The sequence below is a fragment of the Vibrio sp. 2132-1 genome (genome assembly GCF_033344315.1).
Window position 1 is genome coordinate 1 of the sequence record NZ_JAWPON010000023.1, and the last position, 15,176, is coordinate 15,176.

The window sequence follows — 15,176 nt, forward strand, 5'->3', positions numbered from 1 at the left end:
ATCGCACCAATCGCAATGGACGAAGGTCTACGTTTCGCGATCCGTGAAGGTGGCCGTACAGTAGGTGCTGGTGTTGTAGCTAAGATCTTCGACTAATTCATAACGAATTAAACGAAATCTTGCACTGTTCTTCTTTTTGAAGAAAGCGCATCGAAAAGGGAAGCTTAGGCTTCCCTTTTTCATTTCTAGATTACATTTAGTTATAAGTGTTGAAATAAAAGACGTCACTTTTTCGATTTAAAAACAGAGTTTTACCGGCTTTGTTTCTTAACGCTTTTACTCACCCCTCTTAACCCTTTGATCTTTTCCTGCAGCGGTAAAATCGTTATAACCAAATATTCTGAGCGGACACCATAATGCGACTGGTAACAAGAACTATTCTTGTTTATATTGTTTGTCACAGATTAGTTTTATAGGTTTTTTGAGTATGTACGTTTGTCTTTGCCATGGTGTCTCCGACAAAAAAATTAGGAAGTTGGCGATAGATGAAGGCGTAACAGATATTAAAGGAATCAAAAAGTGCACGGCATTGGGCAGCCAATGTGGTAAGTGCATCAGACAGGCCAAGGAAATTTTAGCGGAAACTAGTTACACGGAATTTAAACAAGCCAGCTAATTGCTGTAAGTATGCAGTAATTATTTGCCTTACATTTTGACACCTTCTCATTTGCTTCTACATTTAAATGAAGCCAAAGAGGAGGGTTTTGTCATGAAAGGCGATCCAATCATCATTCAACATCTCAATAAAGTGCTCGGTAACGAGCTCGTCGCTATTAATCAGTATTTTCTTCACGCCAGAATGTATAAAGACTGGGGCTTAAAGCACCTAGCAGACAAGGAATATCACGAATCTATCGATGAGATGAAGCATGCCGATCATCTAATTGAGCGTATTTTGTTCCTTGAAGGCCTACCGAACCTACAAGATTTAGGTAAGTTGATGATTGGTGAAGATACCAAGGAAATGCTCGAGTGTGACTTAAAGCTTGAAATGGCGGCTATTCCAGATTTAAAAGATGCGATTGCCTACGCTGAAGACATTCGAGATTATGTGTCTCGAGATCTCTTCCAAGATATTCTTGAAGATGAAGAAGAACATGTTGATTGGCTAGAGACGCAACTTGGCTTGATTGAAATGTCTGGTATTGAGAATTATCTCCAAGCGCAATACGTGGACGAAGAGTAACGATACTTTCTAATTTTGCATACTCCAATAATAGTAAGAAGAAAGAGCACCTGACTCGAAAATCGGGTGCTTAACCCCGTTATCTGGTCTAATCTCTTTTATTATCGGCTTTTTAAGGATATTGCTCGCAATCTTGCCTATGAAGTTTGATTTCTATCCGATAGAATTTATGCCCCCTTACCTAAAAATAAAAAAGAGAAACGTCCATGTCTGAAGACAACCACCAAGCAGCCACTCCAGAAGAAGAACATCGCCAAAAAGCATTGGATTACCATGCTTATCCAACTCCAGGAAAGATTGCTGTCGAACTGACAAAGCCTGCGGAAACGGCGGGTGATCTTGCCCTTGCATATAGCCCTGGTGTTGCAGAGCCAGTGCGTGAAATCGCACAAAACCCGGATAACGTGTACAAGTACACTGCAAAAGGGAACATGGTTGCTGTTATTTCTAACGGTACCGCTATTCTAGGTCTAGGTAACCTAGGTCCACTTGCATCTAAGCCAGTGATGGAAGGTAAAGCGTTACTGTTTAAGCGTTTTGCAGGTCTTGACTCTATTGATATTGAAGTTAAGCACCGCACGATCGATGAATTTGTTGATACTGTTGCGAGCATTGCAGACACTTTTGGCGGTATCAACCTTGAAGATATTAAAGCACCAGACTGTTTTGAGATTGAAAAGCGTCTGATTGAACGTTGTGATGTACCAGTATTCCACGATGATCAACATGGTACTGCTATTGTAACGGCAGCGGGTATGCTGAATGCAATCGAACTTCAAGGTAAGAAACTTGAAGATTCAACAATTGTTTGTCTTGGCGCTGGCGCTGCCGCTGTAGCGTGTATGGAGCTTCTGATCAAATGCGGCGCAATGCGCGAAAAAATCTACATGCTAGATCGCAAAGGTGTGATTCACACTCGTCGTGATGATCTTAATGAATATAAGCAGCTATTTGCGAACAATACAGATAAGCGCACACTAGAAGACGTGATTGAAGGTGCAGATCTGTTCCTAGGTGTATCTGGTCCAAACCTATTGCCAGCGGAAGCGTTGAAGTTGATGGCAGATAAGCCAATCGTATTCGCATGTTCTAACCCGGATCCTGAAATCAAGCCGGAACTTGCTCACGCAGTTCGTGATGACTTGATCATGGGTACTGGCCGTAGTGATTATCCTAACCAAGTTAACAACGTATTGTGTTTCCCATTCATTTTCCGCGGTGCTCTTGATGTGCGTGCAAGTGAAATCAATGATGAAATGAAACTTGCAGCCGTTGAGGCGATTCGTGAGCTAGCAAAAGAGCCTGTACCTGAAGCCGTATTGAAGGCTGCAGGTGTTGATAAGCTAGAGTTTGGTGCGGACTATATTATTCCAAAACCAATGGATTCACGTTTGCTACCACGTGTTGCAAAAGCGGTTGCTCAGGCGGCGGTTAATTCAGGTGTAGCTCGTATCGAGATGCCTGAAAGCTACATGGCAGAGTAATATATCTTTCAGATGTGATACACAAAAATGGGACGCTATTGCGTCCCATTTTTTATGTCATTCATTTGGCTCGAGGCAAGAGTTATTACCTGAAACCTCTTATCAGGCTTTTTTATTCTTCGTCGAATGACTCAAATTCGATGCCCATTTCCGTCATCAGCGCTTTTACTTCTGTTGGAATATCATCAGGACGGTCTTTACGAAGGTCTTCATCTGTCGGAAGTGGCTGACCTGTGTACGCGTGCAAAAATGCCTCGCATAGCAATTCGCTATTGGTTGCATGGCGTAAGTTATTGATCTGACGGCGAGTACGCTCATCAGTTAGCACCTTTAAAACTTTTAGCGGGATAGAGACGGTAATTTTTTTTACTTGTTCGCTTTTTTTGCCGTGCTCTGCATATGGGCTAATGTATTCGCCATTCCAGTCAGCCATTGCACACCTTCATTTATGTAATCGGTTAAAAATAATTTAGGTGCTGATTTTAGCTGCATTTACCGCCATAAGCAAAGACATATAGACGTCTAGAAGTGTTGACGTCTCATTTTTTGACGAGTAAAGTGAACATAACAGCAAAGGAAGCGTGTTGATCACTTTATGTTACTCATTAGATATAGCGCATTCCTATTTAGAAGTCATTACCCGTGAAAGGATACACCCATGAGCACTCGCAAACCTGCGACCATTGCAGTACGCACTGGTATTGAATCAGACAGCCAATATCATGCTGTCGTTCCACCTATTTATCTTTCCACTAACTATGGTTTTCCTGCTTTTGGTGAAGTGCCCAAGTATGATTACACACGATCTGGTAATCCAAACCGCGGACTGTTGGAAAGTGCGCTATCTGAACTCGAGTCTGGAAAAGGAGCGGTTGTTACTAACTGCGGTACGTCGGCATTAAATTTATGGGTTTCCGCTTTTCTCGGCCCAGATGATCTCATTATTGCTCCTCACGATTGTTATGGTGGTACCTATCGTCTTTTTAATACCCGAGCTAATAAAGGCGATTTTAAGGTTCAGTTTGTCGATCAATCAGACGAACAGGCTTTAGATGCTGCATTGGCACAAAAACCAAAACTCATTTTGCTAGAAACTCCGTCAAACCCTCTGGTTCGCGTAGTGGATATTGCAGCTACTTGTGAAAAAGCGAAACAAGTCGGCGCGTTAGTTGCGGTGGACAATACCTTTTTGACACCCGTGTACCAAAAACCTTTAGAGCTAGGTGCGGATTTTGTTATCCACTCCACAACAAAGTACATCAACGGTCATTCGGACGTAATTGGTGGGGTAATCATCACCAACACAGAAGCGCATGCAGAAGAGCTTGCATGGTGGGGCAATTGTATTGGTGCAACGGGCACACCTTTCGATAGTTACATGACACTGCGAGGTATTCGTACGCTTGGTGCTCGTATGAAAGTACATGAAGAGAGCTCACAGCAGGTACTGGCTTACCTACAGAAACAAGCGTTAGTTAAAACTATCTATCATCCAAGCCTGCCGGAACATCCAGGTCACGACATTGCTAAAAAGCAGCAAACGGGCTTTGGCTCTATGTTGAGTTTTGAGTTTGCTGGTTCGTTTGAGCAGTTAAAGGTGTTTGTGAAAGAGCTCCAACTGTTTTCATTAGCTGAATCATTAGGTGGTGTAGAAAGTTTGATTTGCCACCCGGCATCCATGACTCACCGTGCAATGGGTGAGGAGGCACTGGCGGAGGCTGGGGTCTCTCATCAACTATTGCGTTTGTCTGTCGGTTTGGAAGATGCACAAGACCTCATCACAGATTTAGAACAAGCGTTCGCTAAAGCTACCCAGTAATAGGAGACGATAACAATGACTGTACAACGTCAGCTGCATAAGTTTGGTGGCAGTAGCTTAGCAAACCCAGAATGCTACTTACGCGTTGTGGGTATTCTCAAAGAGTATTCGACAGAAAATGATCTTGTGGTCGTCTCTGCTGCAGGAAAAACCACTAATCGCTTGATTGAGTTTTTGGAAGGGTTAAATAAAGATGGCCGAATTGCGCATGAAGCGCTTCAAAGCTTAAGACAGTTCCAAACTGAGCTAATAGAAAGCTTGTTGGAGAGTGAAGCAAAAGAAGAGCTGTTAGCTTTATTACATGATGAGTTCAGTACTCTCTCGGAGCTGACTGCACCACTCACTAATGCGCAAAAAGCTGCGGTACTGGGACACGGAGAAGTATGGTCTGCTCGCCTATTGGCCGCGTTATTATCTCAACGTTCTATCCCTGCGGTTGCACAAGATGCACGAGCGTTTTTACGTGCAGAAGCGGGAACTCAACCAGAGGTTGATCGCGCTCGTTCATACCCTTTAATTAAAGAGATCCTCGCGCAGCATAACCATAAACGTGTGGTAATTACTGGCTTTATGGCTCAGAACGAGGCAGGAGAAACCATTCTACTTGGTCGTAACGGCTCTGACTATTCTGCAACGGTCATAGGCGCGCTTGCTGAAGTCAGTACTGTCACGATTTGGAGTGATGTTGCTGGTGTTTATAGTGCCGATCCACGTTTGGTGTCTGACGCTTGTTTATTACCGTTACTTCGATTGGATGAAGCCAGTGAACTTGCTCGCTTAGCTGCCCCAGTGCTACACAGTCGTACGCTTCAGCCTGTGGCGCAAAGTACCATGGACCTTAATCTCAAGTGTAGCTATCTGCCAGAGTCGGGTTCTACTCGTATTGAGCGTGTATTGGCATCTGGTCGTGGCGCTAAAATTATTACTTCACTGGATGATGTTTTATTGGTGCAGTTGTCTTTCATGCATGGGCACGACTTCGAAAAAACACAGAGTGATGTATTACAAGCGTTGCAGCGCGCGCAATTAGAGCCACTGGCATTTGAAGCTCAATCCGATCAGCACACGCTACGCTTGGCTTACACCGCAGAAATCGCCGGTGGTGCATTGAAACACTTGCAAGAGCTTGCGGTAGAGGCTGAAATTAAGCTAAAAGAAGGTTACTCGCTCTTAGCTGCGGTAGGTGCAGGCGTTACGAAAAACGCCAATCATTGCTTTGGCTTTTATCAGAAGCTAAAGCACTCTCCGGTAGAATTTATCTCTGAAACAGACTCAGGGCTGAGCCTAGTCGCTGTTTTGCGCCGTACTGATACTGAGGCGTTGGTTCAAACGATTCATAGCCAGTTGTTCCAAGCGCAAAAACGCGTGGCAGTGGCTTTATGTGGCAAGGGTAATATTGGTTCTAGTTGGTTAAATTTATTTGCGACGCAAAAAAGTGAGCTCGAAAAACGTCATGGTATGAGCTTTGATCTTGTCGCGGTTGTGGATAGCCAAACCTATTGGTTCGATGAGCAAGGTATTGAGGCGGCGAGTGTTGCTGAACGATTTGATGATGAAAGCATAGCAAACAATGGGGATTGGCTGGCACGTTTGGGAGCGCTTAAAAGCTACGATGAAGCCGTCGTGCTTGATGTTACCGCGAGTAAAGAGTTGGCTCAGCGCTACGTAGAAATCGCACAGCAAGGCATTCATTTGATTTCCGCTAACAAAGTTGCCGGTTCCGCAGATAGCCAGTACTACCATCAGGTTCAAGATGCATTCGCTAAAATTGGTCGTCATTGGCTATACAACGCAACGGTGGGTGCTGGGTTACCGATAAACCATACCGTGCGAGATCTTCGTGAAAGTGGGGATGAAATCGTCGCTCTATCGGGTATTTTCTCGGGGACGCTATCATGGCTGTTCCAACAGTTTGATGGTTCTGTGCCATTTAATGATTTAGTCGATCTTGCTTGGCAGCAAGGGTTAACCGAACCTGACCCTCGTTCTGATTTAGATGGCTCCGATGTAATGCGTAAGTTAGTCATCTTGGCTCGAGAGTCGGGCCTAGATATAGAACCAGACAGCGTTAAAGTTGAGTCTTTGGTTCCAGAAGAATTAAGAGAACTGAGCTTAGATGATTTCTTCGATAATGGAGCGTTGTTGAGTGAAATACTTCAAGAGCGTCTGACAAAAGCACAGAGAAACGATCAAGTGCTTCGCTATGTGGCGCGTTTAGAAAAAAATGGTAAAGCAACGGTGGGAGTCGAAGCGTTATCTCGTGAGCACGCGCTCGCCAACTTATTGCCATGCGATAACATTTTTGCCATAGAGAGCAAGTGGTACAAAGATAACCCTCTGGTCATTCGAGGACCAGGCGCAGGCAGAGAAGTGACAGCTGGCGCTATTCAATCCGACCTCAACCGATTGGCTGGTTTATTTTAAAGTTGCGATTGACCTAAAACCCTGGAATTAATCCAGGGTTTTTTATTCCCCTATCAGTGCCATACTGAAGTCATAACCCGTGCAAAATGGTGAGATGATGCTCAAGTAGAAACTTGAACTATCTTCATTATTAACGTGAGAAAAATTCATAATTACAAGGTTGACATTAAATCGTATTCAATACATTCTGTAGACATATAGACGTCTAAACGTCGATTTTAAGGATTTGTTTTCGTGGCGGAGTGCCGCAGGGAGAGTAAGATGGGATATACGCACGCAGGCCATATCGACGCCTTGAACCAGAATATTGCTGAGTTATCAGATAACATCAATGTATCGTTTGAGTTTTTTCCGCCAAGCAGCGCTAAGATGGAAGAAACACTTTGGAATTCAGTGCACCGTCTTAAAACGCTTCAACCTAAATTTGTTTCTGTGACTTACGGTGCGAACTCCGGCGAGCGTGACAGAACACACTCCATCATTAAAGAAATTAAAGCAACAACCGGATTGGTTGCCGCTCCCCATCTCACTTGTATTGATGCGACTCGTGAAGAGTTGATTAATATTGCCGATGATTATTGGAACAATGGTATTGAAAATATCGTCGCTTTGCGTGGTGATATTCCTCCAGGTGGCGGTGCGCCTGATATGTATGCCTCGGATTTGGTTGAGCTGCTGAAATCACGCCACGATTTCGATATCTCCGTTGCTGCATTCCCTGAGGTTCACCCTGAAGCTAAAAGCGCTCAGTCTGACTTATTGAACCTAAAACGTAAGGTAGATGCAGGTGCAAACCGTGCTATTACTCAGTTCTTTTTTGACGTTGAGTCTTACCTGCGATTCCGTGACCGTTGTGTCGCAGCAGGAATTGACGTAGAAATTGTGCCAGGAATTTTGCCTGTATCGAACTTTAAGCAAGCTTCTCGCTTTGCGGCACAGAACAATGTGAAAGTACCAGGATGGATGAGCAAACAATTCGATGGCTTGGATGATGATCCGGTGACTCGCCAGCTTGTAGGAGCTAGCCAAGCTATTGATATGGTGCGTGTACTGAGTCGTGAAGGGGTTAAGGATTTTCACTTCTACACACTAAACCGTGCAGAGATGACTTACGCGTTATGCCATACGTTGGGTGTTCGTCCTCGCGCAGTAGTCGGTGCGTAAACCTAGTTTCAAAAAGATAAAAGGCTTGCCAAGTGGCAAGCCTTTTTCGTTTTATCAAAGCAAAAGGAGTTTAACCAATCACTTCAAGTTCAGTTAGAACTTCTTCTGCCCAAGTGATCCAAGTTTCACGTAACAGTAGGTTACGGCGAAGCGTTAGACGTTCTAGGCGAGCTTGTTTATCTAAAGTTGACGGCGTTGCGTAGTAAGCCGCTTCAATTTCTTTGTAGTGAGAAACCAGTTTGCGAGACTCTTCAACTAGCTCGGCGAGTTGGTCACGGAATGGAGCAGCTGGTTGAACGGCACATGCCATCAATTTCGCTGAAAACTCATCACGAACTGTTGGGTGTGCAGTTGGTTGATCAAACCACTCTCCTAAAGCGCTGCGACCAGCGTCTGTAATGGAGTAAACCTTGCGGTCTGGTTTGCCTTCTTGGGGTTCTAATACGCAAGTAACCAGTTCTTTCTCAGCCATTTTGTTGAGTTCACGGTACACCTGTTGGTGGCTTGCTTTCCAGAAGTAACCGATGCTAGCAGAGAATTCTTTAGTGATATCGTAACCGGTTGCGTCGCGAGTGCTAAGAACAGTTAAGATTACGTGTGGTAATGACATGTCTTCAATCCAAATGGTCAATAAACTTGTAAACAAGCTACTTATACTTTCAGCTGCGCTCTTACTGGCACTTGAGTTTTTTAATGTATAAGTAGCACCAACAATGTTGGTCCTGTCACCTTAAAGCCGTTTATCACCTAGAGAGATGGGGAGTCCCATCAAGGCTGGAGCAGGTATGATTGGATTTATGAGCTCTCAGCAGGCAAGTAGTATATAAATAATAAGCATGAAGTGGAATAGTAGGACAAAATTACCCTAAAAAACTAACATAATAATCAATAGTGTTAACTTGTGGTTTTTTATTCTTTTATTTTGGTATTTTTTGGGTCTCTAGTGGTATATTTAACTGCCTTTGTTTTGGTGCGATTATCCTGTGATAAAAAAAAGCTGAGCATTTGCCCAGCTTTCTATTAAAAATGAAACGATTAGCCTGTGTTGCGCATACCTGCAGCAATACCAGCAATCGTCACCATCAACGCTTCTTCCAAGTTTGCAGAAGCTTCTTCGGTTTGACGCGTGCGGTATAGCAGCTCTGCTTGTAGCATATTCAATGGCTCAACGTAGATATTGCGTAAGCGAATAGACTCGAGTCCCCAAGGGTCATGCTGCATCAAGTTTTCATTGTTCTCTACATTCAGTACCGCTTTGATGTCTTCTTGAAGCTGAGCACGAAGCTTTTCACCGAGTGGACGGAGCGACTCATCCACCAATCGCTCATCGTAGTAGCGAGAGATATCAATATTACACTTAGAGTACACCATTTCCAGCATGCCGAGACGAGTTGAGAAAAATGGCCATTCGCGGCACATCTCTTCGAGCAATGCTTGGTGGCCTTTATCGATCGAGTATTGAATCGCTTCACCTGCGCCTAGCCATGCAGGAAGTACCAAACGGTTTTGACTCCATGAGAAGATCCACGGGATTGCACGTAAGCTTTCTACTCCGCCCTTAGGGTTGCGTTTTGCAGGACGAGAACCAAGTGGCAACTTGCCGAGTTCGAGTTCTGGTGTTGCTTGGCGGAAGTAAGGCACGAAATCTGGCTCGCCACGAACCACATTTCGGTAAGACTCACAGCTTACTTCTGATAGCACTTCCATCAAGTCGCGCCATTCTTGTTTTGGCTCCGGTGGCGGTAACAAGTTGGCTTCCAGAATCGCACTTGCATATAGGTTAAAGCTGTTTACTGCGACATCTGGGAGTCCCAGTTTAAAGCGGATCATTTCGCCTTGCTCTGTTACACGTAAACCGCCTTTCAAGCTTTTTGGTGGTTGCGACAAAAGCGCAGCATGCGCAGGTGCGCCACCGCGACCGACTGTGCCCCCACGACCATGGAATAGAGTTAGCTCAACGCCTTCTTCTTCAGCCACTTTAACTAACGATTCCATCGCATGATACTGAGCCCAACCAGCAGACATAACACCTGCATCTTTCGCTGAGTCAGAGTAACCAATCATGACCATCTGGTGGTTTTGGATAAAACCACGGTAAAGGTCAATCCCCATAAGCTGCTTGATGACCGATTCTGCGTTGTTCAAATCGTCTAGCGTTTCGAACAGAGGACACACATCCATGCGGTAAGGGCAACCTGCTTCTTGTAGCAGTAGATGAACGGCTAGTACATCAGAAGCGGTACGTGCCATTGAAATAACGTAAGCGCCAAACGCTTCACGCGGTTGTGCTGCAACAATCTTACAGGTATCCAAAACCTCTTTGACGGGTTCAGACGGTTCCCAATCACGAGGGAGAAGCGGACGTTTAGATGCCAGCTCGTTAGTTAGAAAAGCAATCTTATCTTGCTCACTCCATTGTTCGTAATCACCAATACCTAAGTAGCGAGTTAGTTCAGACAAGACGTTTGAGTGACGCGTGCTCTCTTGGCGGATATCAAGACGTACAAGATGGATACCAAATGCTTTTACGCGGCGTAGTGTATCCAGTAGTGAGCCGTTGGCTATTACACCCATGCCACATTCGTTTAGTGACTGGTAGCAGGCATACAGCGGTTCCCAAAGTTGCTCGACTTTTTGCAGTGGGGCTTTAACGGCCAGTTTTTGACCGTGGATCTTAGCATCGAGAATATCTTTGGTTTCATTGAGCAGAGTGCGTAATTGCTTCAGGATCGCACGGTATGGTTCGTGCTGATCTTCGCCAGCAAGTTCACGGACTTGATCGTTTGAAACTGTCATAGACAGCTCGCTGATCAACTCGTTGATGTCATTGAGATAAAGATCGGCGGCTTTCCAACGAGACAATAGTAAGACTTCACGCGTAACGTTGTGAGTAACAAACGGGTTACCGTCACGGTCACCGCCCATCCAAGAGGAGAAGTGCACTGGGCGAGCATCAATGGGTAAACCTTCTCCAAGGTAAGATTTTAGACGGTCATTCATCTCACGTAGGAAGTCCGGTACTGCTTCCCATAGCGAGTTTTCAACGACCGCAAAGCCCCATTTTGCTTCATCCAACGGAGTTGGGCGTTGTTGTCGAATCACGTCTGAATGCCAGCCTTGGGCAATCAGTTGCTCTAGGCGGCGTTCGGTTTTTCTGCGCTCTTTAGAAGAAAGATCGCTTAGCTCCAACTTTGATAAGCACTCGTTTATCTTGACCAGTTTGTTGATCATCGTGCGGCGCGTAATTTCTGTTGGGTGAGCCGTCAATACCAATTCAATATTTAGATCACGAACCGCTTGGGCAGTGTCCAGTTTGCTCACATCGTTTTGTACCAGTTTAGAAAACAGCGAGTTAATCGCGTCTGGTTCGCAAATGTGCTCTTCACAATGGCGTGAAATCGTGTGGTATTGCTCAGCGATATTGGTGAGGTTTAGAAATTGGTTAAACGCGCGAGTAACGGGCGTTAGCTGCTCATCAGGTAGATGTTTGATTTCTTCGATCAAGCTGTCCCTGTCTGCTTGATTCCCTGCTTGAGCTGATTTGGATAATTTACGAATGGTTTCCACTTTCTCGAAGATTTCTTCGCCATGGGCATCGCGAATGGTGTTACCCAATAAGTGGCCTAACATGCGCACATTACTTTTGAGTGCGGCGTATTTCTCGTTCATTGTCGTCCTGCCTCGTAAAAAAACTACATCCATTGTCCTTGTTAAGACTCCAATCTAGCGAAAAGCACCAGTTATAGTCAAATAAAGCAGACTAAGTTTGCAATTATTCCGCTGTCTCCTGATTTAGAGCAAATTTACGGCAGCCATAGAGTAAGAAGTGAAAATTAATTACAAAATAACAAGTTAAATAAGTGTTAAGACTAGCGCTAAATTGTGAAGATAAAAAGATGCAGCTCAATCGAGCTGCACAGACTTTCGAGCTTAAACGCGTATTAACAGCAGTACTTGACCATCGCCTTTGAAAGCACATCAATTGTGGGGTCGATAAAGTCGAAGGATAGAAACTCATCCGGTTGATGGGCTTGGTCGATTGACCCAGGGCCGAGCACCAAGGTTGGACACAACTGCTGTAGAAATGGTGCTTCAGTACAGTAGTTCACGGTTTCTGAACTAGTTTGGCAAATCTCTTCAACACCACCAATAAATGGGTGGTCATGTTGGCATTCGTAACCCGGAATAGGCTCATGCAATGGAATAATCTCCAGTCTCCCTGGCCATTTCGCTTCGACTTCTTTTAATGCTCCGCGCAACATGTTCTCTAAACCATCAAGGCTAATGCCAGGAAGAGGACGCACGTCGTAATGCAGCTCACAGCAACCACAAATACGGTTAGCGCTGTCACCACCGTGAATGTGTCCAAGGTTTAGGGTAGGGCTTGGAATGGCAAAACCCGGATGGTGATATTCTTTAATCAATTTGTCACGCAGTTGCATCATGGCGAACATGACTTCATGCATGATCTCAATAGCGTTAACGCCAAGCGCTGGGTCCGATGAGTGACCGGACTTGCCTGTTACGCGAATGGCATTTGCCACATGCCCTTTATGACCTCGAATTGGCACAAGGCTGGTGGGTTCACCAATGATGCAGTAATCCGGCTTAAATGGGGCGTTTGCTGTGAAATGTCGCGCGCCCAGCATGGTGGTCTCTTCGTCACAAGTGGCTAATACGTAAAGTGGTTTGCTCTGCTTGCTCCAATCGACTTTCTTCACTGCTTCATAAATAAAGGCGAAAAAGCCTTTCATGTCTGCTGTGCCTAAACCGTAGAAGCGGTTGTCTTTTTCCGTCAGTTTATGCGGATCAAAATTCCATCGCCCTTGATCGAATGGCACGGTATCGCTATGGCCAGCAAGTAAAAGGCCACCTTCACCCTCACCCATACGTGCGATCATATTGTGCTTGCCTGGCTCGACTTCGATCACTTCAACGCTAAAACCCAGATCTTTAAACCAAGATGCGAGTTTTTCGATGACTTTTGCATTGCCCTGATCCCAGCTCGGATCCGTGGAGCTGATAGAAGAGGTGCTGATGAGTCCTTCATAGACCTCTAGAAAAGTTGGTAATTGCATGGATTCTTCAAATCTCCTGTTGACAGACAGACCACAAAAATGTAAAACACATATTAAATCATATTTAATGAATAAAAAATCAAAATAAAGCAAAAATTAAATATGAATAGTCATTTGAGCCTTTAAGTATATGGATGTTACACAATGCTAAAAACCACGATTATTGGAGCCAGCGGTTACACCGGCGCAGAGTTAGCGTTAATGGTTAATAAACACCCACAACTCACGCTATCAGGTTTATACGTTTCCGCCAACAGTGTTGATGCGGGAAAGAGCATCGCGCAGCTGCACGGTAAGCTAGCGGGCATCATTGATATGCCAGTTTTACCACTAACGGATCCACTGCAAATCGCTCAAGAATCGGACGTGGTGTTTTTGGCAACGGCTCACGAAGTCAGCCATGATTTAGCCCCAACTTTCTTGGAGGCAGGCTGTCAGGTATTCGATTTATCGGGTGCATTCCGTGTGAAAAGTGAAGGCTTTTACGACACTTTTTATGGCTTCGAACATCAACATAACAACTGGCTAGATAAAGCAGCATACGGCTTAGCAGAGTGGAACCAAGAATCAATAAAAACCACTCCTTTGATTGCAGTAGCAGGTTGCTACCCAACCGCTTCTCAGCTTGCAATCAAACCTTTATTAGAACATGCGTTGCTCGATACCAACCAATGGCCAGTGATCAACGCAACCAGTGGTGTATCAGGTGCAGGGCGTAAAGCCTCCATGGTTAACAGCTTCTGTGAAGTGAGCTTGCAACCTTATGGTGTATTTAACCATCGTCACCAGCCAGAGATTGCTCAGCACTTGGGTTGCGATGTGATTTTTACTCCGCACCTCGGTAACTTTAAACGCGGCATTCTTGCCACTATCACCATGAAGCTTGCGCAAGGTGTGACAGAAGCACAAGTGGCACAGGCGTTTGAACAAGCTTATCAAGGCAAGCCTGCGGTGCGTCTTAAAGGCGACGGTATTCCACGTATTCAGGATGTCGAAAATACCCCTTTCTGTGATATCGGCTGGAAGGTACAAGGCGAACACATCATTGTGATTTCAGCTATCGACAACCTACTTAAAGGTGCATCGAGTCAAGCGATGCAATGTCTCAATATTCATTACGGTTACCCAGAACTGACAGCGTTGCTGTAGTCGTTGAAAGAGGGAAATGCGATGACGCAAACCAATCAAGCTCCTTTAGTCATTAAGCTAGGTGGTGCAGCTCTATCATGCACTCAAACCTTAAGCCAACTTTTTGGTGCCATTGCGGCTTACCAAAAATCGGCACAGCGACAAATCGCCATCGTTCATGGCGGTGGCTACCTAGTTGATGAGTTGATGGCAAAGCTTCAGCTTGAAACCGTTAAGAAAAACGGTTTACGCGTAACGCCTTACGATCAAATTCCTGTGATTGCAGGCGCGCTTGCAGGCACTGCGAATAAGTTACTTCAAGGTCAAGCGATTGCGGACGGTCTTAACGCTGTGGGCCTTAGCCTTGCGGATGGTGGTTTGTGTCTTGTTGAAGAACTTGACCCAGAACTCGGCGCGGTAGGCAAAGCATCACCGGGTGACTCAGCACTATTACAAGCGGTGCTAAACACAGGTGCACTGCCGATCATCAGTTCAATTGGTTTAACCAAAGATGGCCAGATGATGAATGTGAATGCTGATCAAGCAGCAGTCGCGGTTGCGGGCGCATTAGATGCGGAGTTAGTCCTGTTATCAGACGTGAGTGGTGTATTAGATGGAAAAGGCCATTTGATCAAAACCCTGTCAGAGCAGCAAGCTAACTCGTTGATCGATGGACATGTGATCACCGATGGCATGATCGTCAAAGTTAAAGCTGCTTTGGAGGCCGCCAATGATCTTGGCCGTCCAATTGAAGTCGCGACCTGGCGTTACCCAGAAAAATTAGCACAGTTATTCGCTGGTGAAAGTATTGGTACTCAATTCTTGCCTCAATAAGCATCAGCAAAAGAATTCAATATTAGGAAGTCGCAGTTGGCACTGACCGCCGAGCGCAG

General features: G+C 45.1%; 12 protein-coding genes and 1 pseudogene. 9 read left to right on the plus strand and 4 right to left on the minus strand.

Features of this window, described 5'->3' with window-relative positions; translation table 11 throughout:
* From R8N47_RS20735 to R8N47_RS20750, 4 genes and pseudogenes are all read left to right on the plus strand, one after another.
* Positions 1–96 (plus strand): annotated as a pseudogene (locus tag R8N47_RS20735) (elongation factor Tu); the annotation flags it as partial.
* A 331-nt stretch (positions 97–427) separates the two neighbouring features.
* Positions 428–616 carry a (2Fe-2S)-binding protein gene (locus R8N47_RS20740; protein ID WP_005381360.1) on the plus strand — a complete coding sequence of 63 codons (189 nt, stop codon included), beginning with the start codon at positions 428–430 and terminating at the stop codon, positions 614–616.
* 93 nt (positions 617–709) lie between these two features.
* Positions 710–1,186: a bacterioferritin gene (bfr, locus tag R8N47_RS20745; protein ID WP_005381359.1), complete on the plus strand. Its 477-nt coding sequence runs from the start codon at positions 710–712 to the stop codon at positions 1,184–1,186.
* Positions 1,187–1,392: 206 nt separating this feature from the next.
* Positions 1,393–2,670, plus strand: coding sequence for a malic enzyme-like NAD(P)-binding protein (locus R8N47_RS20750; RefSeq protein WP_213896543.1), 1,278 nt, complete (start codon positions 1,393–1,395; stop codon positions 2,668–2,670).
* Positions 2,671–2,782: 112 nt separating this feature from the next.
* Here the strand turns inward: R8N47_RS20750 and metJ are convergent, their stop codons facing one another.
* Complete coding sequence (gene metJ, locus R8N47_RS20755; RefSeq protein ID WP_005381353.1) at positions 2,783–3,103, minus strand: met regulon transcriptional regulator MetJ; 321 nt, start codon at positions 3,101–3,103, stop codon at positions 2,783–2,785.
* A 225-nt stretch (positions 3,104–3,328) separates the two neighbouring features.
* Between metJ and R8N47_RS20760 the strand changes: the two genes are divergently transcribed.
* The 3 genes from R8N47_RS20760 to metF all read left to right on the plus strand — a co-directional run bounded on the left by R8N47_RS20760 (position 3,329) and on the right by metF (position 8,077).
* Entirely contained in the window at positions 3,329–4,489 is a 1,161-nt protein-coding gene (locus tag R8N47_RS20760; RefSeq protein WP_005381350.1) for an O-succinylhomoserine (thiol)-lyase, read from the plus strand.
* A 15-nt stretch (positions 4,490–4,504) separates the two neighbouring features.
* Entirely contained in the window at positions 4,505–6,913 is a 2,409-nt protein-coding gene (locus R8N47_RS20765) for a bifunctional aspartate kinase/homoserine dehydrogenase II (protein ID WP_017633523.1), read from the plus strand.
* A 261-nt stretch (positions 6,914–7,174) separates the two neighbouring features.
* Positions 7,175–8,077 carry a methylenetetrahydrofolate reductase gene (gene metF / locus R8N47_RS20770; protein WP_005381345.1) on the plus strand — a complete coding sequence of 301 codons (903 nt, stop codon included), beginning with the start codon at positions 7,175–7,177 and terminating at the stop codon, positions 8,075–8,077.
* 70 nt (positions 8,078–8,147) lie between these two features.
* Here metF and R8N47_RS20775 read toward each other — a convergent pair whose 3' ends face one another.
* The 3 genes from R8N47_RS20775 to argE form a co-directional block, all read right to left on the minus strand.
* Positions 8,148–8,687, minus strand: coding sequence for a PadR family transcriptional regulator (locus R8N47_RS20775; protein ID WP_005382791.1), 540 nt, complete (start codon positions 8,685–8,687; stop codon positions 8,148–8,150).
* A 425-nt stretch (positions 8,688–9,112) separates the two neighbouring features.
* Positions 9,113–11,746 (minus strand): phosphoenolpyruvate carboxylase, encoded by a 2,634-nt coding sequence (gene ppc, locus R8N47_RS20780; protein ID WP_053307549.1) that lies wholly within the window; start codon positions 11,744–11,746, stop codon positions 9,113–9,115.
* A 272-nt stretch (positions 11,747–12,018) separates the two neighbouring features.
* Positions 12,019–13,155, minus strand: coding sequence for an acetylornithine deacetylase (gene argE, locus R8N47_RS20785; protein WP_005381335.1), 1,137 nt, complete (start codon positions 13,153–13,155; stop codon positions 12,019–12,021).
* Positions 13,156–13,299: 144 nt separating this feature from the next.
* Between argE and argC the strand changes: the two genes are divergently transcribed.
* Together argC and argB are read left to right on the plus strand one after the other, a co-directional pair.
* A complete protein-coding gene (gene argC / locus R8N47_RS20790; RefSeq protein WP_005382790.1) occupies positions 13,300–14,304 on the plus strand; it encodes an N-acetyl-gamma-glutamyl-phosphate reductase in 1,005 nt (334 codons plus the stop codon).
* 21 nt (positions 14,305–14,325) lie between these two features.
* Positions 14,326–15,117, plus strand: a complete 792-nt coding sequence (gene argB, locus R8N47_RS20795; protein WP_005381333.1) for an acetylglutamate kinase — start codon at positions 14,326–14,328, stop codon at positions 15,115–15,117.
* The last annotated feature ends 59 nt before the right edge of the window (positions 15,118–15,176 follow it).